A 23,279-nucleotide genomic window follows, 5' to 3' on the forward strand; every position below is an offset into this window, starting at 1 on the left:
CACTTCTTTACTCGCAAAAGTATATATGTTAGGAATGTAATGTCAGTGTTTAATGCTGATAAACCTAATAAAACCAAAATATGAAACTATATAAAATCATTGGCCTATGTACTCCCTTAGTTGCATTTACTGCATGTGAGAAGCAGGAGAGCACATCTGACAAGGTAGAAGAAACTGTCGAGGATGCTCTTGATCAACGTCCAGCCGAAGAAGTTCAGGATGCTGGCGAAGACATTAAAGAGAATGTAGAGGATGCGGCAGAAGAAACTGGAGATGCAATCAAGGAGGCCACAGACTAGTATGTTACGTTATGCCATTATTTTTTTAGTAGTAGCTTTGATTGCAGCAGTTCTTGGATTTGGCGGTATCGCTGGTACCGCAGCTGGAATTGCAAAAATCTGCTTTGTTGTTTTTCTAGTGCTTGCAGTTATTTCCTTCTTGAAGAAATAACGAAGGGCAGGATCTAACCTTTCTCGGTTGAGGAAGAGCTTTGCCTTGTGTGCGAGTGGCTTCAAGCTAGGAGGGATTATTGTTAAATTTGTTTTTCACCGCTGCTCTATGAGTAAAAACAGCTCATAGTGCAGCCCTTTGTCTAAAGGCAGTGCCTGATAGACCACAGATAGAAGTCTCTGTTAGGTGATGTCATAAACTTGTTTGGCGTCTTTGCTTTGCCGTTTTCTTTGTAGTCAGGTTACTGAACTGGTCAGGGTTGGCACAATTGTGTTATAAGGTAGTTCTAGTATGTTGCAACGAGTGCAGCATGGAACAATATTTTTTCACAAAAAACACGACATGTGCAACTGGCTTGTATTTCTATACCATCGCTTAAAAGAGCAGCTCTGGGTTAAACCTGCAGTCATTTGTTGTATCTCAGTGGTGGCTGTATTTGCCGCAAAATGGGTCGACCAGTTTCCAGCGTTAGAGACGGTTCCTAACATCTCGATTGATTCGATAGAAACTTTACTACAAGTGATTGCTGCGAGTATGCTGGTGATGGCGACATTTGCGGTAGGCTCAATGGTTTCGGCTTATGCTTCCGCGAGTAAGGATGCCACGCCGAGGACTTTTCCTCTGATCATTTCGGATGATGTTTCACAGAATGCGCTGACTGCATTTGTTGGAGCATTTATTTTCAGTATCGTCGGCCTATTTGCTCTACAGAATGGCTATTATGAGAGAGCTGGTCGTTTCACTTTGTTGATCATGACTTTTGCGGTTTTCGCGGTGGTCATTCTAACATTTGTGTGGTGGGTGGATAGAATTGCTCGGTTGGGAAGGATGGGAACAACGATCGATAAAGTGGAGCTAACGACTTCTGCAGCATTGAAGCGTCGCCGTAAGTCACCGCAGTTGGGTGGTAAGAAAGTAGGCGAGCGCGCTGTGGGGGCTGTTGCTGTTATTGGTGAGGAGATCGGCTATGTGCAGATGGTAAAAATGGATGAGTTGCAGGAGTTAGCTGAGAAGCATGATGTGGAGATAGAGTTGATGGCTTTACCTGGGACTTTTGCCTCACCTGCGAGAGCCTTGGCTTTTTTCGAAGGAGATGTGGAGGAGTTGTCAGAATTTAAAGACAAGGTATCTAAAGCTTTTGTGATTGGTAGAGATCGGACCTTTGAAGATGATCCTCGCTTTGGTCTCGTCGTTTTGTCTGAAATTGCGGGGAGAGCCTTGTCTCCAGCGATTAACGATTCGGGAACGGCAATCGCAGTTATTGGGGCACTTGTGCGTCTGTTAGTGTTTTGGGCGAAGCCAGAGGAAGAGGAAGAAGTTCAATTTGATCGAGTTGCTGTGCCTGAATTGTCGCTTGAAGATATGTTTGACGATGCTTTTAGAATGATTAGCCGGGATGGTGCAGGTGCTGTGGAGGTAATGATGCGATTACAAAAGGGTTTTAGTGCAATTGCTGCTGTGAGTAATGAGGAAGCTCAGAAATTGATAGCCGAGTATAGCGACGCGGTTATCAAGAGGGCGGAAGTAGCCATTGATTCGCCAAAGGATTTAGAAGCTGTCAAAGCGGCTGCTCAATTTACGTAATAGGGGAACTGTAGCAGCTAAGCTGAGTTCCAAGTATGTATGGTCTTGCATTGATATGTAAGAACTCGCTAGAACTGAGGCGTGAGATTGTCTCTTGTTGCAGTTATCTTTTTTCAGTTTTTTATCATGGTTCAGTATGTTGATGCTGATCCATGGAAGCGCGTGAAGGGGGAGCAGAAGGCGTTTTATGAAGAACAAATGGCATCGGTGCTAGAGCTGTATCATGAGGGAAAACCTGCTGAGGCGCTTAAACGGCTCGATGAAGTTTATGATAAGGTCGATGAGGAGCATCCGAGTCATCACTTTTTTGCTATCGTGTGGTGGGAGGCTCAGGTTAAGTCTGGTAGAGAAGATGCGGAATGGGGATATCAAGTTTTTAATTCTCTTTACGAGCGTAGTATTCGGAAGAATCCAAGGAGGGCTGTGGATATTCCGAGTAGTGACTACGTCTTGTATCAGAACATCATAGCGAGGCTGTCGAGCCTTGGGCGGGCAGCGGAGGTGCGTTCATGGGTTTTGAAAATGGAGGACAGTTTACGTGATTTCAAAGGAATCAACACTGAGGATACATCGGTTTATGCCGACCGTGGTGCTATTTTCTCATTCATGCCAGAGGCGAGGAAACGTGCTTTTCCCTATTATCGAAAGGACCTTGGCCAAGGCTCTGACCTGTTCATATATTATGCGAATATGTATGCTGTGATCTCTGTGGCTGATCAGGCATTGTTCACAGGTGATTGGGCACGAGCTGCGGAGCTTTATTATTGGTACATAGGTTACAGTAATGTCTACATTGAAAATGATGGAGGACCGATGCCGGCGGAGGTTTATAAGTACACTCTCCGAGCAATTAAATCGTTAATGCTTATTTGTGAAATCCATGGACACACTGAGGAGTCGCTGGGGTTCTATCAGCATTATGTAGAACAAATTGAGAAATTTTTTACTAAGCAGCGACCTTTTTATAGTGAGGGTTACCTTAGGAGAGAATTGGCAAAGATGGAGTTCGGACAGTTGGATGAAGAGTCTCTAAGCATTGCCGATGAAGCGATGGAGGTGATTTCGAGTACGCATTACTATGATAAAGATGACGTGATTGAGTGTGCTTTATTACGTGCGCGTATTTACTACGCACTAGGTCGTAAACCTGAGGCTTGGGAGATGGTGAACACTGTGTTTGAGGAAGCGAAGAAGGACGTGAACCCGAATCTGTGGACCTATGTACTGACGACGGTGGTGGATTTGGCAATCGAAGATGGAGCTACAGATCCTCAGATTGAAGACTGGCTTTTGCTGGCTCTGGATAATGAACGGCAGAAAGGAAATAAGTTCGGTGAACTGCCACTGTATGAAAAGTATGCGATCTTTTTAGAGAAGCAGGGAAGTTATGCGGAAGCTATTGAGATCTTACAAGAGGCAGTACGTTTGGCAGGCTCGATGCGTTTACCTACGCGAGTGTTAGAGAACCGCAAGGAAATCGAAAGATTGCAGCTGGCACAGCAAGTAGTGAGTGATAGGTCTGATAAGGGAGCACAGGAGTTAGCGGGAAATGCTGCAGAGCATGGTGCCTTTGAGTCCGGTGCCTCAGAGGTACGTAATCCTGAGAGGACTATCGCTTTTAGAATGGTAGATATCCAGCCGATACAGAGTGCAGCTATTTCGGTATCGGGCGAAAAAGCTTACGGGAGATTTTTTGTGTTGAATTCGAGTTCGGAAGAGCAAACTGGAATGCTGCGTGTGAGAGGCGCTGTGGGTGAGATACAAATGTTAGATGACGGCTGGTATGTGATTGAATCGGGCGTAGGGATGACGAAAGGTCAAAGTGAAATAGCTTTGTCACTCGGCGCTGGAGAGAGTGTAGTAATTGAAATTTCGGGCGAACCAGAAGCTGGTGGAACTGAATCGTTGGTGACTTGTGAATGGATCGGCGCGTCAGGTGATGGTGTTAGTGCGCAGTGGCGTTATAGTTCTGCGGCTAAAGATGAGCGTACGGCAGTGATTGATGCTCATCGAGTGCGGGATAATCCATTCTTCTTGATTCCTATTCATCATATGATTCAACGTTCTTCAGCGGGTGAGCCGGAGGCTATTGATCTAAGAATCGAGTCATCAGTGCCGATGCGGATTGAGATCTACGACGCCCAATCTAATGAGCTGATCTCTATCGATGCGAATGGCGATGGAGATTTTAAGGATCAAGGTGATTATATTGGAGTTGATGTGAATCGTAATAATTGGCCAGACTTGAGTTTTGAGGCCGATCAAAAGTTGACCTCATTAGTGATGTACGTGAAGGGTGCAGAAGGTACTACTGATAGCGAAGCTCAGCTTACAGTGAAGGTTCTTGATGACGGTGAGTGGCGAATCGACGCTGTGGATCACGTCCAGAATTTATAGTGCTTGGTTTCATGTTTGCTCTTTTGTTAAAAAATTGCCTGATTACATTTTACGTGGCAGGATTACTGAAGAGTATGTCGCTGGCAGCCGAGGAGTGTGGAGCTAGTTTTGGGCAAGTATTGATTTACCAAGATGATGATTCGGAGCGTAGCGGGCGGAGAGAAAATTCAATATTGGCGCGATGGTAAGGCCGTCTTTTAGGGAATCGATTAAGCGCCGGTTACTGAAGGCAGGTTTGGATTTCGAACAGTCCGTAATCATTTTAAAATTGATAATTTTAGGGTGTACTCGTGGGCTCAGAAGCGCGATTAAGTAGCTATGGAGCAAATTGATTGGGAGGACTTTCAGAAAGTTGATATCCGTGTCGGTACTATTGTTGGAGCGGAAGATTTTCCAAAAGCGAAGCGACCAGCATATATCTTGAAGGTCGATTTTGGGAAAGAGCTTGGAGTGAAGAAGTCTAGTGCGCAGATTACTAATCTATATAGTAAGGAGTCTCTTCTTGGTAAGCAGGTCCTAGCGGTTGTAAATTTCCCACCAAAACAGATCGGGCCTATTATGTCAGAATGTTTAGTTACGGGATTGCATGGACCAGACGGCTCTGTCGTGCTATCAGCTGTGGACATGGAGTTGCCTAATGGCACGCGGTTGGCGTAGGACTTGCTGCTTGTTAGAAAACTGAAAATTCAGCTTGCGGTAGCCGTGAGCTGCATCGACTCTGTCAAGTTTCCTCCAGATTTAAATAATGACTGCATTGAATAGTTCACCTCGTCTCAAATTAGCATTAAAAGAGTATAGTGTGATTCTTTTTGCTGGGCTGCTTTACGCGGCTGCGCTCAAGTATTTTGTGTTGCCGTCCAAAGTCATTTTGACGGGCACAGAGGGTATCGCGACGGCGTTGTCATACTATTTCGACAGTTATGCTGTTTTCATTGGGCTCTATATAGTTTTCCAAGCTTGCATGTTAGTTTTTGCATTCACTCGGGTGAGTAAGGTGTTTGCCTTTCGCTCCTTTGTTGTGGTGACTATAGTTGTACTAGCTTTGATCGTTCTTCCTGAATTGCGTTTTGCTCAACCTGAGCCGCAGAATGAACGTATTATTCTTGTAATTTTTGGCGGAATTCTAGCTGGCTGCGCAAAGGCTTTAGCATTTCGGAACCGAGGGTCGACTGGCGATGAAGATATTGTGGGGGCGTACTTCGCTGTGAAGTACCTCAAACCTGTGGGAGTGATTGCTGTTATCGCATCGGTAGTATCGACAGGCTTTGGACTGGTGTTAGATTTTATGAAGAATGGGGATTTTGAGACCGTAGTGAACACGCTCATGTACACTTGTATTTATATTTTCGTGTCGGCAGAAACGCTGAACAATCTTTATAAAAAATTCAAAGTGACCATGTTGGTAGTGATCAGCAATGTGCATGAAAAAGTGGGAAAGGCGATTACCTCAACCACAGCTCATAGAACCTACACCCTGCAAGAAGGGGCTGGTGGGCACAGCGGTGAACCATTTCATCTGATCAGGACCATTATCACGCAGGAGGAGCTACCATCGATGCTTAGTGCGATACGACAGGCTGACCCCAATGGTTTTTATTATTATCACGATGTCGAGGGCGTCTCTAGCAGCTACTATATCGCCCCGATTGGGTAGGTTGTACTTTTTAAATCAGAGACAATCAAAAGACCCTCGGCTGAAGAACTGCTGAGGGTCTTTGGTTGAAATGATCTGATTGTTTTATAATCGCCTATCGACGCTTGCGACGAAGGAAGAGTGCGCTGCCTCCGAGAAGGAGAAGTGAGCTGGAACTTGGCTCAGGGATTGCTGTGACGGAGATGGAATCAATATTTAAAGATCTGGAAGTATTTTGGTTGTTCGCTTGAATGATTGCAGATGTGTAGAGGTCGGTTTGAAGATCGGAGTAATCAAAACCTCCTGACCATGCTCCTGATTCATTAAAATCAGTTCCAAGGCCAGAGCTGCTCACTTGTCATCCTGCTGCGGTTACGTCCATTGTGATAGAATAGCCATTAGCGACCTCGGCGCCTGTTAATGCGGTACCTGTAAATAGAGTTACTTGGTTTGTACCGTCGTTGCCTGCAAGTGACTAGATACCTGAACTATTGATAACGAATCTGAAATTACTGGCTGTTCGAAAGCCCGAGCCATCACCATTCCCATTACTTGTGCCGCCTTGCAGAGAAAGTTCAGTAGCATTGGTGCTGTTACTTACTAAATGGAAACCGCCGTTGATTCCGCTTGTTGCAATGTCGTTATTATCGAAATCATCGAATAGGAGTGTGGAGGCTGAAACGCATATCTCCGAAGCGACGAGTGTTGCTGAAAGGAGAGAGTCTTCATATATGTTTTTAGAGTGTGAATATTTTTTTCTTGTAAACAATGTGGATTGTTAACAGGTAACATGAAGAGTAAGAATATGTTAGAGTGTTTACTTCGACTCTAGAAGATTAAAAGAAAAGGAAGCGCTTTTTGCGCTTGGGCTTACGTTTGTATTTTCCGTCACCGACAGAAAGGACTTCGATTTTGACTTTAGTGAGGCCATCTTTATGGAAGTCTAATTTTTTAGCGGCGCGCGGAGTGACATCAATGATGCGTCCGGGAATGAATGGACCGCGATCGTTAAGGCGCATTTTGAGGGTTTTCCCGTTTTCGAGATTGGTAACTTTGACTTCGCAGGGGAGAGGGAGGGTTTTGTGAGCTCCGGAGATATGCCAGGGCTGGACTTTTTCGCCGAGTGATGTGTTGCCTCGTTTGAAGCCGAGCCAGCTGGATTCATCGTACCAAGACGCGACGCCGACTTCGGTGTGGTAGAGAGCTTGTTCGACGGGCATTGGGTGGTAGTGCTGGCCGCGTATAGTGTAGGGACGGGTGAGATAGCCGTTGTGGCCTGAGGGGGAGGCACAGGATGAAAGCAAGATGATACTGAGAAGAGCGGAAAAAAGAGCGAGAAGGCGCATGGAGGAAAACTAACGGGTGGATAGAGATCTGTCACATCGAAAACTTTCAATTGCGTTTTTAGTAGCTTGCGAGAATGATGTGTTAGTTTCATGCAGCGCACCGTCGAACCAGAGATTTTAGATGACTTGCCAGCCGATAATCCTGAGGCGATACGTAGTCGTGCCGACTTGCGCGTGTTGAATCGGCTGATTGGTGGCGAAGCGTGGATTGTCCGAGAGTTACACGAGCTCAAGGGAGTGAAACGCGTGGTCGAGTTAGGAGCTGGTGAAGGGCTCTTAGCGACTGCTATTTGTGAGCAATTTTCTGAGCTGGAAGTGTGTGCAGTGGATCTAGTTGAGCGTCCAGCAGGAATGCATGATAGGGCGCAGTGGCTGCAAGCTAATGTGTTAGAGAGCGAGTTGCCGATCGACGATGAAACTGTGGTTGTTGTGAATCTATTTTTACATCACCTCAAGCATGAACAGCTAGTTATACTGGTGAATAGGCTGAAGGACGCGAAGGCTTTGTTGTTTGCTGAACCAGCACGGCGGCCGTATGCGCTGGTGTTAGGGTATTTCGCCTATCCATTTGTTGGGCGAGTGACTAAGCACGACATGATGGTGAGTATTCGCGCAGGTTTTGTGGCAGGCGAATTAGAGGCTTATTTTTCAGAAAATTTTCAATGGGTAGAAGTGACGCATTGGATGGGTGGATTACGTAGCAAGGCGGTGAAAGCGTGAGAGAGATTCAGATTATAGGGGGAGGTCTTGCTGGATTGTCACTTGGTATCGGGCTGCTTAGACGTCGGGTTCCTGTAAGACTGATTGAGAGAGGAGACTATCCTCAACATAAAGTGTGTGGGGAGTTTATCAGTGGGGTGCAAGAGAGAACTCTAGAGGTGTTAGGAATTCAGGTAGCACTTGAAGGTGCTCAGATGCTAGAGCAAATGAGTTGGTGGATAGCTGGTAAAAAAGTCACAGATGAAGTTTTGCCTACACCAGCACGAGGTCTGTCACGATTTGTGTTAGATCGTCGCTTAGCCCAAATGTTTGTCGAATTGGGAGGAGATCTGGAGACCCGTAAATCTTGGCGAGGTGAGATTACTGAAGGTGTGGTAGTGGCTTCGGGTAAGAGGAAGCGAGGGGCCAAGAAGTGGATCGGCTTGAAATTGCATTATAGTAATATCGATGTGAAAGGCTTGGAAATGCATAGTGCTGGTGGAGGCTATGCAGGTTTAGCGAATATCGAGTCTAACAAGGTGAATGTCTGTGCCCTTTTTGAACTTAATAAAGAGATTAAGGGTGAGCAGTTGTTAGAAAAGTATATGAGGGCGAATGGTCTTGGATATTTGGCTGAGCGTTTAGAGCTGGCTGATCGCGATGATGTAAGTGCTTCAGCGATTGCTGGTTTTGATTTTGGTGCTCAGTGTAATACTGATGGTTTTGCTGTGGGCGATGCGCAGTACATGATTCCTCCGTTTACGGGAAATGGCATGAGTATGGCGCTAGAGTCTAGCGCGATCGCTTTGCCGTTCCTCCAAGGGTATTCTGAAGGGAAGAGTAGCTGGGATGAGGCCAGCGTTGATTACAACAAAGCGAAGAAAGACTATTTCCAAAAGCGTTGCGGACTAGCGGCTGGGTTGCATCCATTATTTTTTAATTCACTCAGTCAATTGCTACTGGGCCAACTCGGTAAGCGTTCGCTCTTTCCGACATCTTTTCTATTCGAACAATTACGTACTCCATGAAACTTCACTCTGTTGCAAGCGCTTTTCCATCATATGCATATACCCAAGAAGAGAGTTTGGAGGCTATGCGTGGTGCTCCATTTTGGACTGAGCTTAGTGGACGCTCGCGGCTAGTGTTAGAGAAAGTACTCAGTGGAAATAGTGGGATTGAGAAACGCCATTTCTGTGTGGATGCGCTTGAGGATGCTTGGAGTAGAGATGCTCAAGGACTTAATGAGGCCTACGAGCGTGAGGCGCCCAAACTTGCTGCTGAAGCGGTGAGAAAGGCTGTTGCTAAATCTGGTCATAAGCCAGGTGAAATCGATGCGCTTTTCTTATGTTCGTGTACGGGCTTTCTCTGTCCGGGAGTGAGTTCGTATGTGGCGGCAGAGCTAGGCTTACGTGAGGACGTGTTTTTGCAAGACATGACAGGTCTGGGGTGTGGGGCCGCAGTACCATTGCTGAGAGCAGCGAAAGGTGTGTTGTCTGATAATCCAGATGCGGCGGTGGTCACCGTAGCTGTGGAGGTATGTTCTGCTGCGTTTTATGTGGAGGATGATTTTGGGGTGTTGATTAGTACCTGTATTTTTGGTGATGGAGCTGCGGCGGCGGTGTGGACTGGCGAGAGTGATGGTTGGCAGTTAGGGCATTTTCAGTCGCTGCATTTACCTGAACATCGAGAAAAAATCCGTTTTACCAATGCAGCTGGAAAGCTGCGAAATCAGTTGGATAAGACAGTGCCTGAGCTAGCGGGAAACGCAGTGGCGCGACTTTATGCACAGCGGACGATCGAGACTCCTGATGCGTGGGTGACCCATGGAGGTGGGCGCGATGTGTTAGAGCAGCTAGATTCAGTTCTGCCGAATGTGGAATACGCCCGATCTGTGATGAGGGATTATGGGAATTTGAGTAGTCCTTCGGTGCTAGTAGGGCTTGAGCGTTTCATAGAGAGTCGAAGCTCAGAAACATCGGCTTGGATCTGTGCCTTTGGAGCTGGGTTTTCAGCACACAGTTGCGAGCTCGAATATGTTGGGAATTGTGGAGAATAATGAAATACAAATTGTTATTTAGATTTTTCTTTTGATTGACCTAAACTTTCTTAGGCTCAGATCGCTGTCAGAGCTGTTTGCCATTTTGATTTAATTGATCGTTTAGGGAATTGGTTTTGCAGAGTGTGTGAGATTACTTAGAGATTATCAATTAATGCATTTTCACTTTGTCAGAAGTATTCGGGAAATTGCGATTCGGGGAATCGCGGTATGCTCTGTGGCTGGCTGCAGTGTATTGTTGATTGCTTGTGCCGCTAAACCGCCGGAGTCACAGATGTTAAAAGTTGAGCAGATGGCACCGAATAGTTGGTCTGCTACTAAGGAGGGAAAAGCGGGAGTGGATCGTGACTGGGTGGCTTCGTTTAAGGATAAGCAACTGAGTAATTTGGTGGACGAGGCTATGGCGCGTAATACAGACATGCGTGCGCAGGCTGAGCGTGTGGCGCAAGCTCGGCAGAATGCGTATCTAGCAGGTGCTGCGGCACGACCGACGTTAGCTGCAGAAATTAATGGGGATAGAAGCCAGCGTCAGTTCGTCGGCTTTCCTTTTGGAGGCTCGAGTATTCAGAATGGCAGTTATGCGGATTTACGCATGAATTGGGAGATTGATTTGTGGGGAAGAATTCGAATGGGACAGACGGCCGCCATTTCTGATGCCCAGGCGGCCGAGCTCGATCAAAAAGCGGCTGAGGCAGCACTCGCGGCGGAAGTTTGCAAGGCGTGGTTTGCATTGGGGGAAGCCGGTGAACAACTAGAACTCGCGCAGGAAGTTGTTAGGATTCGCAAGTCTTCGGTGGAATCGATTGCGGATCGATTTGAGCGCAACTTGGGAGGTGAGGGTGGCTCGGCTAGCCAGCTGCGTCTGGCGCAGACCGATTTAGCTACTGCGGAATCACTAGTGTCTCAGCGGATGAGTGATATGGCTTTGGCAAAGAGAAGGTTGGAACTGCTTTGTGGCAGATATCCGGAAGGTAAACTCAAGGGGAGCAATGCTCTCACTAAAATGCCCAAGAGCCCACCAAGTGGTGTGCCTTCATCTTTATTACAACGCCGGCCCGATGTCGTTGCCGCTGAGCGTAGGTACGCTGCTGCTGTTTCTCGGGTGAAAGAAGCGAAACGTGCAATTTTCCCAATCATCAGTTTAACTGGTTCGTATGGAACTGCGAGTGATGCGCTTGAGCAAATCGTGAACAACAATTTTAGTACGTGGTCGATTGGTGGAACCTTAGTGCAGAATATTCTCACTGGTGGCCGAGTGAAAGGGGAGATCGAATTACGAAATTCGAAAGAGCGTGAGGAATTGGCCAAGCTTGAAGGCGTGGTGTTGAAGGCATTTAGCGAGGTTGAAAATGCTTTGGTCGTGGAAAACTGGTTAAGTAAGCGGGTGAAGGATATGCAGCGGGCATATGATTTATCAAAAGAGGCGGCAAAGGCTGCAAATGATGACTTCTTAGACGGAACAGGCGACGTACTCACCTTGCTTTCCGCTCAGCGCAGTGCCGTGGATATAGGCGCGAGCCTGCTCACCTTAAAGCGTATGCAGTTAGACAATCGAGTGGATCTGCATCTCGCCCTCGGTGGAGAATTTAGATTTAAAGGGAAATGAGCATGATAGAAACGGGCCGCAAAATCCGGCCAATGATTAAATTTATTCTCGTGCTGTTAGTGCTGGGAATTGGTGTAGCTGTGATGAAGGGGCTGATGTCTACTTCAGTGAAGGCTCCTGCCGAAGGTAAGGAGCTCTTTGTACCAAATGTGGAGGTGTTAGAGGTAGTAGAGGAAAACTATAAAGTGGTATTGAGAGCTCAAGGGAAGGTTGAACCTGTAAGCTCGACTGAGATTGTGAGTGAGGTCTCGGGTGCGATCGACTGGGTTTCTCCAGAGCTCAAAGCGGGTGGCAAATTTAAGAAAGGAGAGCTCATGCTTAAGTTGAGTCAGGCGGATTATCTGTCTCAGTTAGAACAAGCGCGGGCCAATGTGGCGGACGCTGAGCTACAGATTGTACAAGAAGAGGCGAGAGCGGAACAAGGCTTGAGAGATTGGAAGAAGTTAGGACGAGGAGGCGAGCCTGGAGAGTTAATTAAGCGCGTACCGCAACTGAAGTCTGCAAAGGCTCGTCTGATAGCGGCGGAAGCTGCAGTGAAACAAGCTGAACGGGATCTCGCGAAGACTGAAATTGTCGCACCCTATGCATGTTTGGTGGAATCAGCGCAGGTGGATCAAGGTGGGTATCTCACGTCAGCTGGGCGTGTTGCTATCATTTATGAAGCGGATAAAGTTCAGGTTCGTTTACCTCTAAGTTTGGAAGACGTGAGCTATTTGCCACCTTCATTAGAGAACGTGGCAGTGGAAATAAATGCGCAGATCGGTCGCCTGAATGAGCAATGGATAGGGAAGGTGGTGAGGACGGAGGGAGTCATTGACAGGGCAACGCATACAATGATGACGGTGGTGGAAGTAGCAGAGAAAAAAGACGATGGCAGATTTCCTCTTCCTCCGTTTGGTTTATTTGTGGAAGGTGTCTTCAAAGGAACGCAATTTGAAAATGTGGTGAGACTGCCTCGTATGGCATTGAGGACGAATGGTACTGTTTGGCTGGTGGATTCGAAGGGGTTGTTAGAAGTGAGAGATGTTACTGTTGAGCGTAGTGACCGAGACACAGTGATGGTGGTGGACGGCCTTTCTTCAGGAGAATCTGTGATCACTAGTCCTATCGAAATTCCAGTGGATGGGATGAAAGTAGAAATTTCAAAAACAGCGAATAGAGCTCCATAATGGAAGGGATGATCAAATGGTTTACCCGCAATCATGTGGCGGGAAACTTCATGATGTTAGTGATCTTGATCGCTGGCGTTTCCACATGGTTTAAGCTGAAAAAGGAAGTGTTTCCTGAAACGAGTTTAGATGCGGTAACTGTCTCGGTCGTGTTTCCAAATGCGACGCCTGAAGAAGTGGAAGATGGCATCTTGCTTCCGCTCGAGGATGCCATTGCAGATATTGACGGAGTGAAGCGCTATACTGCAACAGCGACTGAGGGTTTAGGCGCTTTGACGGTGGAGGTTGAGACTGGTTACGATGTGCGGGAGGTGATGGATGATGTGAAGAGCCGAGTAGATGCGGTGAGTACACTTCCGGAAGAATCTGAGAAACCGGTGGTGGAAGAACTCTTACTTTCTTATCAAGTGATGAGTGTGGCAGTGAGTGCTGAGGCGGATGAAAAGACACTCAGACATATGGCGGAGACTGTGCGTGACGGCTTACTGAACTATCAGGCCGAAGATGCGACGAGTTTTGTTGGGAAGTTAGATCAAGCATTGCGCGGGAAACCGAATATCACGAAGGCGTCACTGGCGAATGTGCGACCTTATGAAATTTCTATTGAAGTGTCGGATGCGACGCTGCGTCAACACGGTTTGAGTTTGGATGGTGTAGCTCGGGCGCTCCGTGCGGCTTCGTTAGATTTGCCAGCAGGCAGCGTAAGGGAGCGCAGTGGTGAGGTGGTTGTGCGGGTGAAGGGGAAAGTGAAAGAGGCTAGCGATTTTAACGATGTGGTCATCGTAAGCAATGCGACAGGTGAGCAGCTTTTGTTAGGAGACATCGCGACGGTGATTGACGGTTTTGAAGATGTGGACTTGCGTGCGCGTTTCGATGGAAGAAATGCGGCACTGGTAAATGTTTTTCGTACTGGCGATCAGGATACGATTCTTTTGGCGAAGGGGGTTCGTGATTATATAGAAAATGTGGCACCGCGCGAATTGCCAGCAGGGGTGACTCTGGAACTATGGAATGATCAGAGTAAGATGCTAGCAGGACGTTTGTCGCTGCTGGGGCGTAACGGGGTTGTGGGCTTAATCTTGGTATTTATTGTGCTCGCGTTATTTTTACGTCCATCTCTGGCGGCTCTTGTCGCGATTGGTATTCCGGTGTCGTTTGCTGGTGGTGTGTGGTTGATGCCGACCTTAGGAGTGAGCATCAATATGATTGCCTTATTTGCCTTTATTCTGGTACTGGGAATCGTGGTAGATGATGCGATTGTTGTGGGGGAAAACGTTTATAGTCGTATTCGAAAAGGTGAGGATCCGAAAGAGGCCGCGTGGAAAGGTACGCATGAAGTTGGAGTTGTTGTGACCTTCGGTGTGTTGACGACGATGGCTGCTTTTACACCGATGTTAGGCTTGAGTGGCGTGAGTGGAAAAATTTGGCCAAATATTCCCTTGGTGGTGATTCCCGTTTTGATGTTTTCATTGATGCAGTCAAAGTTGGTTCTTCCTGCTCATTTGGCGACCTTGAAATCGCGCGATGAGAACAAACAAAGTCATGGACTTCTTACGCGTGTTCAGCACTGGATAGCTGATGGACTAGAATGGTTTATCGAAAAGGTTTATCGGCCAGTTTTGAAAACGGTATTACATTCTCGCTACGTGGTGTGGTCGTGTTTTGTCGCTATTTTATTCATCACAGTTGGGCTGGTCGGGAGTGGTCGCGTTCCTTTTACATTTATTCCAAAAGTGGAAGGGGATGTGATTTCTGCAAAATTGGTAATGCCCGCTGGTGTGAATTTTGAGACGACTGATCGAGCGATCGAGCGGATCGAAGCTGCAGCTATGCGAGTAGGTGAACAGTTAGTTGGAAATCAGGGGCAGAGTGTGGTGAAGCACTATTTGGCGAGTAGTGGAACACAACCATTTCAGGCTGGATTTACTCCTAACAGCGGACAGGTGAATAGTCATTTAGGAGAAGTGACCTTAGAGCTCATTCCTGCAGTTGATCGCGAATGGAGCGGGGATGAGGTGATCTCAGCTTGGCGTAAGGAAATAGGGGTGATTCCAGGCGTCGTGGAACTGACATTTAAGCAGGAAACCAATAGCGGTGGAAATGCCATAGATATTGAAATCACCGGAAAAGATCTCACGGAGTTGAAAGCAGCGGCTGATTACCTAACAGACGGTCTCCAGGATATGAATAATGTCACTGATATCAGTACGAGCTGGCGCATGGGGAAGCAGGAGATTGTATTCAAACGCGAAGATCTCAGTGATGCTGGTAGGGCTCTAGGGTTTACTGTGTCCTCGGTTGCTCAACAATTGCGAGCCTCATTTTATGGTGACGAAGTGCAGCGGATTCAGCGAGGCCGCGATGAGGTAAAGGTGATGGTTCGCTACCCCGAGTACGAGCGCCGAGCTTTAGAGACCTTGGAAGAGGTTCGCTTAGTTTCTCCGAGTGGCGATGAGGTTCCTATCAAGCAGGTGATTACCGGCGAGGCGTATCGAGGCTTGTCTACGATCAACCGGGTGGACGGTCGGCGATCAATCACGATTGCAGCAGATGTGGATAAGACGTCTGGTGCGAACTCAAATGCTGTGGTTGCAACTTTTAATGAGACGGTTTTAGCTGGGATGGAGAAGAAATTTCCTGGAGTTCGATGGGGATATAGAGGGGAGCAAGAGGACCAGAACACTTCAGTGAAAGAGATGAGTCAGAAGTTCGTTTTTGCTTTATTGATGATCTACATTTTGATGGCGATTCCACTGAAGTCATACGTTCAGCCATTGATCGTGATGTCGGTGATTCCATTTGGAATAGTGGGAGCAGTGTGGGGGCATATATTATTAGGAATGGATCTCAGCATTATGTCGATGTGTGGGGTAGTAGCATTGGCCGGTGTGGTAGTGAATGATTCGTTAGTGTTAGTAGAATATGTTAATCGTCACAGGGAAGAGAGCGATTCTGTGATAGAAGCAGTTTGGAACGCAGGAACTAGACGTTTCCGACCGATCTTATTGACATCCTTGACGACTTTTGCCGGCCTGATGCCGATGCTCACAGAGACCGACATGCAGGCTCGATTTTTGATTCCGATGGCAGTGTCTCTTGGCTTTGGGATTCTCTTTGCAACAGCAATTACCTTGATCTTGGTTCCGAGCGTATACCTAATGTTAGAAGATGTGAAGCGGCTGATAAGTAGAGTATTTTTTAAGCAGGCGTGATATCGAGCTAGTGGAGCACGATGCTTTTGAGACGATGGTCGTCTTTCTGCAGAGCCGAAGGCAAAACCTCGGGTAACGTCCCGAAAGTTTCGCAAATTGTAAAAAGCAGGAGGTGAGACCCTAGATAAAAAGGGAAAATCGCCTCCTCGTTGGCGGTCATATCAGACTAATTGGGCAAATAAAATAACCATGCCCGATACAACCCAGAGGAACGAGAAGACAACAGAAGTAGTAACTAACTCAGCGGCGAGTGCCAAGTCTGAGATGATCTGCAAAGCTGGCCGTTATCAACGCAATGATAGTCGCCAGGCTCAGCGTAACGGTAAGTACGAGCGCAAGCTCGTCACTCAAGCTGGAGAAGTGAAGCTGCAAGTACCCAAGTTACGTGGTGCTAGTTTTGTAGAAATTTGTCTGTCTAATATTGTGAATATTGTGGTCTTAGGGAAAACTGATATCGATGTAGTAATCGAAATAGGTGGGAAGAGGATATTTTGTCAGGTTAAAAACTCTAATAAAGCCTGGAAGAAAAACCCCTTAGATGGTGATGGTCATTCCTACATTAGTTGGGTTCGTAAAGCTGTTGGTCGTCAATTTGGAAAAATCACAAAAGATGATCTACTTAAATGTAGGATATGCATGCCTGAAGGTTCTGTGAGTGGGGTGGAAGCTCTACCAAAAAAGCTTTTACACAAAGTAGGTAAGTTGATAGATACTACTGGTGCAGATGATTTCGATGAATTAGTGGATTTAGGTATAGGTTTTATCGAAGATAACAGTTTATTATATTTATTTTAATATGTGGTTGAATAATGAAATTATAGTTGATGAAGGCAAATCTTTTGAAGTGTTTGAGGATGTTATAGCTGCATCTAACTTATATAGATCTAACTATACGTCAGTTGATATTATGGTGGGTGACGCTGTAGAGGTCATAAATAATGTCATAAGTTACTTTTCTGCTGATAATTCCTATTATATGCTGACAACCAGAATTTCTTATTCATATTGTGTAAATCTAGATATATTTATTAATCATTTAGAGCCATCAGAGGTTCCTTTGGCTGATGAAGACGTTTTAAGTGCTGCCCTTATCTCACCTGATTTGCGTGGTAGAAGATACATTTCTTTAGTCCGTAAAGCAGGATCGGATGAACTTAAATATAGCTACTTGCCTAGATCTAGTTGGGGGGATGAAAGCAAACTATTGAGGCGGGAAATGTCAGAATTATTTGGTGGTGGTGAGCTGAACAAGCGAAGACCTTTGGATCGTTTCGATACCGATACTCTCAGAAATTATCTTAGTGAGCTAGAGCTGCCTGTTAAGTACGTCACAGGTAGACTTTTAAGAGACGGGCTAAACTTTGATACGCCACTCGACGATATGCCCAAAAATTTAGTGTATTTAAGGAAGATTGTCGACGTTCTTACTCATTTAAAAAACATAAAGACTCTGGCAACTTTTCTTTTTGAATTTTCATACACCACTCTTTCTGGAAAGAAATTGTCTATTGAAAATGGATGTGTTGAAGAAGTTGGTAAGAGTGATGTTGTTCCAAGAATCACTGGATTAGATGAACTTGAAGACTGTGATGAGGGCTGGAAAATTGGTCGCATAACCCTAGATGGTAAGACGTATAAAGCCCTAGATCATAAGTATTGTCACACAGAAGAAGAGTTTCCAACCGCACTACTTGAAGAAAAAGACCAGTGGAGATGGGTTGACCTAGAAGGTTAGATCCGACTATTGATCAATCATTTGATGAGGCGAGTATGCGGGGATGTAATACCACTCTCCTGGCTATATTGTCGGAATGGATAATTTTGATGAGTTTCATATGAAGGCTAGTCAGTAGAGCTGATTCCAATAACGAGCGGCATTACTTCGGTTTCACTTCTGCATTTATCCTCAGTCATGTAGCCTGCTACATTGCTTCGTAATACCTTGAGATGAAGGCCAAATTAACACCCCCATTTTGACAATCTATCCACTGAAATGGTATAAGCTTCGTTATTCTGAGTCTCTGGAGAGTGAGGGGAGACCGCGGAGGAGGAGTTGTTGGTCGACATCGTCTGAGGTTTTGGCATCGATGTAGATGGTTTCTGGTTTTTCATCGATTTTGAGGGTATGGATGCCATTTTCTGGGACTTTTTCGAAGGCGGCGACGAGGGAGGGGATGTCTTCGATTGGGGTGTCGTTGACTTCTTCGACGATGACGCTGCGGAGCGATTCGTAGCCGAGGGTTGCGGGGGTTGGGATTGCGGCGCTGATAAAGACGAGACGCTTGCGGCCTTCCTCGTAATCTTCTGGGTGGTTGAGGGCGTCGAGGAGGTTGAGTGGAGCGCGGGTGACCCAGTCGTCGCCGAAGGCTTCAAGATAGGATTTAGTGAGCTCTTGGAAGACGAGGCCTCCTTTGACGAGGTAGCGCGGTTCTTTATCGTAAGTATGTGAGGGAATGAGTCCTTCGGGTGAGCGTTTGAGCTTGGCTTCGATTTCGAGTTCTTCGCCGTCGCGCAGTATGCCGAGTTTGATTGTGGAGCCGACGGGGTGGGAGCCGCGGATGAGATGGCTCCAGTAGAGTTGGCCGTAGCCATTGGCTTGGTAGTAGCCACGGCGGTCGAGTGGTTTGTTATCGATAGAGATCAGGACATCTCCCTTTTTTAGGCCGGCTTCTTCGGCGGCAGAGTTACGGAGAATGCGGGTGATGTAGAGTCCTCCCATGCTGGTGGGGAGTTTGAGCCAGTCGCGGAAATGGACGTCGGTCGTGCGCGTGGTGGCGATGCCGAGGGTGGGGAAGCCGGCGTAGTCACCATCGGCGGCGTCTTTCAGAAAGGCTGCGATGATTTCGGGGGCGATGATGTCGGTGAGCTGATCCTTAGAGGAATAGCTGGTGAGTACGCCGATGAGTTTGCCGTCTTTAGCAACTGGGATGGTGAAGCTATTCGCGGCACTTTGCATGGATGCTTTTACAATATAGGTGAGAAAGAAATGGCCGGGGACGAAGCTGGAGATGACTTTAGCGCCTTGGATTTTACCTTCGGTGATGAGAGGCATGCCATTCTCCTGGACCTGGATGATTTCTACGGAGTCGCCTAGGTGAGCTGGCTGGGCGAGTTCTAGACCTGGGATTTCTGCGAGTGTGGCTTTGCCGAGTTCGGTGGTAGCTTCGAGCAGAGCTAAGTTTGCCTCGTAATCGACGGCGACAACGCCGGCGGGGATTTGGCTTTCACCGTTGGTGGTTTCTAACTGGATGAAGTTCGCATTGGCGACCATTTCGGCGGTAGTGAGAACTTGCTTGTTAGAGAGGACGGCAGCGAGTGCTCTCCGTTTACCTGGAGCATTTTTATCCCAGGGTTGGGATGGATTATAGCTTTGGATGGTGGAGGAAATGCGCACGACGGAGTCGGAGACTTCAGCAGCAATGAGGCTGAAAGTAGTGGTGGCGGCTACAGCGATTGTAAGAAAAAGTTTCATAGTCTGTGGGGTGCGTAGCTTAGTTTTCAAGGTTGTATGATTTGTGAACGCCATAGCTGGTGCTGATGCGGCCGTTGGCGGATGAAAGTTCTTTGGTCGGTAAAATAAGTGGTCGATCTGAGCCATCTAAGGTGATTTCAAAGAATTCTGGCATTTCATCTGGATTGAGTAGTTCGTAGGCTTGTTTGATGTCGGTGATGTCGATGCCGTTGATGGATTTGACGGCGTTGCCTACGTAGCCGGAGATTCCCGAGTTAATGGGGTCGTCGAGCACGCGGGTGAGGATGAGTATGTCTTCGCGTTCTTTGTAAAGGCCTTCGGAGACGAAGTCATTGAAGAGGCGGCGCACGCGAGGGTTATTAAGTTTGTGAGCGGAGTAGAGGTTGATATTGAGTGGTTGGAGTACAAGGCCACCTTGGATGATGTAGCGTGGTTTTTTGCCGTACTGGATGGCGACCATTTGTGCTGGGGGAAAACCCTTGAGCTCGATTTCCTGAGACATTTCCTTTCCGTCTCTGATAAAATCTAACTTCACGGTGTCGCCTGCGAATTTTCGTTCGACAATTTCGTTCATATCGACGCGTTCGCCAGCGATCATGATGTTACCAGATGAGTCTACTGGGTGGTTATCGATGGCAGTGAGGATGTCTCCAGTTTGCAGAGCTGGGCTGGATGAACTGCCAGCGATGACATCGGCAACGAGGACGCCGGGGTCATTGGGCCCTAGGTTATGGACCTTACGCATGGCGGGGTTGAAGAGGGCGAACGGGGATATACCGAGATCGACGTATTTGTCGTATTTTCCGTCTTCGATGTCGGTGAGAAAGCGTTTGATGACAGGAGTAGGAATCATGTAGCCGGTGTTGTCGGCTTGGCGTAGGCCTTGGAAGGCGACGCCGACGACTTTACCTTTTTGGAGGACTGGGCCACCTGAGTTTCCGGGGTTGATGGCGGCGTCGATCTGCACTACGAGGTGGGAATCGGCACGTGAGTGAGAATAGGCTGAGAAGTCGATACGCGAGACGACACCGCGGGTGACGGAAATGCGCTCACCGCCGATTGGGTAACCGATGACGCGGACTTCGGATTCGAGCTTAGGAATGGTGCCGATGCTGAGGTGCGGAAGATCTTCAAAGGAACTAAAGTCTTCGACTTCTATGAGTGCGAGATCGCAATCGTGGGCGATGTGGACAACGCGGGCTGGGTGTTTCCGCGACGATCCGTGCATGGTGATGAGCACGCGGCGGGCATTTGATACGACGTGCGCATTGGTGAGGAATTGATTTTTACCAATGAGGAAGCCGGTGCCAGTTCCTCCAGAGAATCGACCAGCGTTCCATGGGGTTTTGTAGTCGGGGATTTGAGAGGCGACCTCGATTCGCACGACGGACTTGTAAATGTCAGAAAGTGCAGGAGCGATGGCGGCTGATTCAGTGGGTGAGAGCGGGAGTTGGACTGCTTGTTCCGCGTTTAGGGTGCTACAAAGGGTAAGGATTGCTAAGCTAGAAAGGATCTTCATGGGTTGTCGGTTACGCTAATGCGATTTTTAATTTTTGAAAGTGAGATTTGAAAATTCCGGGGATGGAGGCTAAGCCGTGGCATGGAATTACGCGATTTCGCTGAGCAGGTGCTCTATGGGAAGAGCTTGGAAGAGAAGCTTTTGCTTAATTCCAAGTTGATCACCGATGATGCGCCAGCGACTGCGTTTACTATGCCTGATGGTCCAGGTAGGCCGAAGGAGTTGCAGATTTCTGAACGTGGAGTGAAGGCCGATTTTCCGGGGACGAATCGGTTGGATGATGACCGCGAGCGCGGCAAGATGCTTCATTTCCTTGCGAACCACGAACTATTAGCGACAGAGTTGATGGCTCTTGTCTTATTAAAGTTCCCCAATGCGCCAAAAGAGTTTCGGATGGGGGTGTATGAGACTTTAAAAGAGGAACAGGCGCACACGCTGATGTATATGCGGAGGATGAGGGAATGTGGTGTGGAGTTTGGCGAGTTGCCGGTGAATGACTATTTTTGGAGAGCGGTCGCACCGATGGAGCAGCCGATGGATTTTGTGAGTCGCTTGAGTTTAGTATTTGAGCAAGCGAATCTAGATTATTCAGTACATTACGCGAAGCTTTTTCGTGAAGTGGGAGATGGCGGGACCGCAGCGGTGTTAGAAAAGATTTATGAAGATGAGATCGAGCATGTGGGGCATGGGTTGAAATGGTTTCGTCGGTGGAAGGATCAATCGAAGACGGATTGGGAAGCGTTTCAGACTCAGTTACATTTCCCCCTTTCACCGGTGCGTGCGAAAGGGGTGGCTCCTTACAATGCTGAAGGGAGAAAGTTGGCTGGGATCGATGAGGACTGGATTGATTTTCTAGAAGTTGAGGAACAGTCACGTGGGCGTACTCCGGTTTTACATTGGTTTAATCCAAATGCTGAGAGTGAAGAGCTTGCGCTCTTAAATAAAAAGTCATTTTCGCCGAAACGTAATGTTGCCTTGTTAGAAGAAGATTTAGATATGATTCCTCTGGCATGGGCGCGGCGCGATGATGTTCTGCTTCTGCGGAAAGAGCCGAGTCGTGAGCATTTGCGCAATATTCGAGCGTGGGGCTTCCCAATGCCGGAATGCATTTCGATCGAAGATCCGAAGGATTTAAAAGAGCGTCGGATCGGTGGTATGCGGCCGTGGGCTTGGCAGCAAACAGCTTCTGATGTTCTCAAGCCGTATTCTAGCACAATGAGTGAAAATGTGAGTCAAAAGTGGCGGGCGCATTGTGAGTCGAAGTGGATGTCCAAACGGATGGGCTATGAGCTGGAGCTACAGTTAGGTGGAGCTGTTGGGGAATGGTGTAGCTCGGTGAGTGCGGTGGAAAAATACGTGAAGGAGGCTAGTGGCGATGTGTTGCTCAAGGCGGCGTTCTCGAATGCGGGTCGAGGACATTGTAGATTGTTAAATGGCAAGTGGACGCAGAGTTCTGAGGGCTGGCTGAAGCGGGCACTTAAGGAACATGGAGCTGTGCTCGCGGAGCCGTGGCTGGATAGAGTAGTTGATTTTTCCGCGCAATACGAAGTGGGGGATGATGGTGAGATCAAGCAGGTGGGGATGACGCGTGTACTGAATGATGAACTTGGTCGTTTTAAGGGGTCGCTAGTGTTGCCGAAATGGGCGCAAGGGCTGGATGCTGAGCTGAGTGCTTTTCTTTTCAGAGACTGTCAGGCGAATGCTTTTTATAAGTATGAGCTGCCGAAAGCGCTACAGGAACTGATAGCGAGGAGTGGTTATGTAGGTGCGATTGGGGTGGACTCGATGGTGTCTAGAAATGCGAACGGAGCTTTCGTGTTTAGACCAGTGGTCGAGGTAAATGTGCGGCACACGATGGGGCGTGTTGCTGTAGAATTGCTGAAAAAGACGGCGCCAGGCTTGGGAGGCGTGTATAAAATTCTACGTAAATCCCAGTTCGAACAAATGCCAGAGTTTGGTCCGATTGAAGAAGGTGGACTACAGACTGGGCTAACAGCCGGCACTTATGTCTTAAATGATCCATCGCAGGCGGAGGAGTTTATAGCTGTGTACCGAGTTGCAAGACCTAGTAGTTTGTTAGAAGGAGTTAGTGGGGAGTGAATTCTCATCTTACAGCAAATTAATTTGTCCAGATGG

General features: G+C 47.5%; 19 protein-coding genes. 15 read left to right on the top strand and 4 right to left on the bottom strand.

The window, feature by feature from the left end; genetic code table 11:
- The first annotated feature begins 80 nt into the window (after positions 1–80).
- The 6 genes from ACFPK9_RS14240 (at position 81) to ACFPK9_RS14265 (ending at position 6,085) form a co-directional block, all read left to right on the top strand.
- Positions 81–299 (top strand): YtxH domain-containing protein, encoded by a 219-nt coding sequence (locus ACFPK9_RS14240; RefSeq protein ID WP_377095736.1) that lies wholly within the window; start codon positions 81–83, stop codon positions 297–299.
- A 1-nt stretch (position 300) separates the two neighbouring features.
- Complete coding sequence (locus ACFPK9_RS14245) at positions 301–450, top strand: DUF1328 domain-containing protein (protein WP_377095738.1); 150 nt, start codon at positions 301–303, stop codon at positions 448–450.
- Between the two features lie 342 nt (positions 451–792).
- Positions 793–2,034, top strand: a complete 1,242-nt coding sequence (locus ACFPK9_RS14250) for a DUF2254 domain-containing protein (RefSeq protein ID WP_377095740.1) — start codon at positions 793–795, stop codon at positions 2,032–2,034.
- Between the two features lie 126 nt (positions 2,035–2,160).
- Positions 2,161–4,431 (top strand): tetratricopeptide repeat protein, encoded by a 2,271-nt coding sequence (locus tag ACFPK9_RS14255; RefSeq protein WP_377095742.1) that lies wholly within the window; start codon positions 2,161–2,163, stop codon positions 4,429–4,431.
- Positions 4,432–4,749: 318 nt separating this feature from the next.
- Positions 4,750–5,088: a tRNA-binding protein gene (locus tag ACFPK9_RS14260; RefSeq protein ID WP_377095743.1), complete on the top strand. Its 339-nt coding sequence runs from the start codon at positions 4,750–4,752 to the stop codon at positions 5,086–5,088.
- Positions 5,089–5,176: 88 nt separating this feature from the next.
- Positions 5,177–6,085 carry a YitT family protein gene (locus ACFPK9_RS14265; protein ID WP_377095745.1) on the top strand — a complete coding sequence of 303 codons (909 nt, stop codon included), beginning with the start codon at positions 5,177–5,179 and terminating at the stop codon, positions 6,083–6,085.
- 94 nt (positions 6,086–6,179) lie between these two features.
- On the opposite strand, the gene ACFPK9_RS14270 is transcribed toward ACFPK9_RS14265, so the two are convergent.
- Both ACFPK9_RS14270 and ACFPK9_RS14275 read right to left on the bottom strand, forming a co-directional pair.
- A complete protein-coding gene (locus ACFPK9_RS14270) occupies positions 6,180–6,419 on the bottom strand; it encodes a PEP-CTERM sorting domain-containing protein (RefSeq protein ID WP_377095747.1) in 240 nt (79 codons plus the stop codon).
- A gap of 481 nt (positions 6,420–6,900) precedes the next feature.
- Positions 6,901–7,410, bottom strand: coding sequence for a septal ring lytic transglycosylase RlpA family protein (locus ACFPK9_RS14275; RefSeq protein ID WP_377095749.1), 510 nt, complete (start codon positions 7,408–7,410; stop codon positions 6,901–6,903).
- Positions 7,411–7,500: 90 nt separating this feature from the next.
- On the opposite strand from ACFPK9_RS14275, the gene ACFPK9_RS14280 reads away from it, so the two are divergent.
- From ACFPK9_RS14280 to ACFPK9_RS14315, 8 genes are all read left to right on the top strand, one after another.
- Positions 7,501–8,130: a class I SAM-dependent methyltransferase gene (locus ACFPK9_RS14280; protein WP_377095751.1), complete on the top strand. Its 630-nt coding sequence runs from the start codon at positions 7,501–7,503 to the stop codon at positions 8,128–8,130.
- A complete protein-coding gene (locus tag ACFPK9_RS14285; RefSeq protein ID WP_377095753.1) occupies positions 8,127–9,137 on the top strand; it encodes an NAD(P)/FAD-dependent oxidoreductase in 1,011 nt (336 codons plus the stop codon). Before ACFPK9_RS14280 ends, ACFPK9_RS14285 begins: the two co-directional genes overlap by 4 nt.
- Positions 9,134–10,165, top strand: coding sequence for a type III polyketide synthase (locus tag ACFPK9_RS14290; protein ID WP_377095754.1), 1,032 nt, complete (start codon positions 9,134–9,136; stop codon positions 10,163–10,165). Before ACFPK9_RS14285 ends, ACFPK9_RS14290 begins: the two co-directional genes overlap by 4 nt.
- 154 nt (positions 10,166–10,319) lie before the next feature.
- A complete protein-coding gene (locus ACFPK9_RS14295) occupies positions 10,320–11,771 on the top strand; it encodes an efflux transporter outer membrane subunit (protein WP_377095756.1) in 1,452 nt (483 codons plus the stop codon).
- Complete coding sequence (locus ACFPK9_RS14300) at positions 11,768–12,940, top strand: efflux RND transporter periplasmic adaptor subunit (RefSeq protein WP_377095757.1); 1,173 nt, start codon at positions 11,768–11,770, stop codon at positions 12,938–12,940. Before ACFPK9_RS14295 ends, ACFPK9_RS14300 begins: the two co-directional genes overlap by 4 nt.
- 8 nt (positions 12,941–12,948) lie before the next feature.
- Entirely contained in the window at positions 12,949–16,152 is a 3,204-nt protein-coding gene (locus ACFPK9_RS14305) for an efflux RND transporter permease subunit (RefSeq protein ID WP_377095759.1), read from the top strand.
- A 189-nt stretch (positions 16,153–16,341) separates the two neighbouring features.
- Positions 16,342–16,947: a transposase gene (locus tag ACFPK9_RS14310; RefSeq protein WP_377095761.1), complete on the top strand. Its 606-nt coding sequence runs from the start codon at positions 16,342–16,344 to the stop codon at positions 16,945–16,947.
- Between the two features lies 1 nt (position 16,948).
- Positions 16,949–17,887 carry a hypothetical protein gene (locus ACFPK9_RS14315; RefSeq protein WP_377095763.1) on the top strand — a complete coding sequence of 313 codons (939 nt, stop codon included), beginning with the start codon at positions 16,949–16,951 and terminating at the stop codon, positions 17,885–17,887.
- 273 nt (positions 17,888–18,160) lie between these two features.
- Here the strand turns inward: ACFPK9_RS14315 and ACFPK9_RS14320 are convergent, their stop codons facing one another.
- Complete coding sequence (locus ACFPK9_RS14320) at positions 18,161–19,624, bottom strand: S1C family serine protease (RefSeq protein WP_377095765.1); 1,464 nt, start codon at positions 19,622–19,624, stop codon at positions 18,161–18,163.
- A gap of 19 nt (positions 19,625–19,643) precedes the next feature.
- The gene (locus ACFPK9_RS14325) at positions 19,644–21,143 is read right to left on the bottom strand and encodes a S1C family serine protease (protein WP_377095767.1); all 1,500 of its coding nucleotides are present in this window, start codon (positions 21,141–21,143) and stop codon (positions 19,644–19,646) included.
- Between the two features lie 81 nt (positions 21,144–21,224).
- On the opposite strand from ACFPK9_RS14325, the gene ACFPK9_RS14330 reads away from it, so the two are divergent.
- Positions 21,225–23,243, top strand: a complete 2,019-nt coding sequence (locus ACFPK9_RS14330; protein WP_377095769.1) for a DUF455 family protein — start codon at positions 21,225–21,227, stop codon at positions 23,241–23,243.
- The last annotated feature ends 36 nt before the right edge of the window (positions 23,244–23,279 follow it).

The sequence above is a fragment of the Rubritalea spongiae genome (assembly GCF_042652385.1).
In the GTDB taxonomy this organism is placed as follows: domain Bacteria; phylum Verrucomicrobiota; class Verrucomicrobiia; order Verrucomicrobiales; family Akkermansiaceae; genus Rubritalea; species Rubritalea spongiae.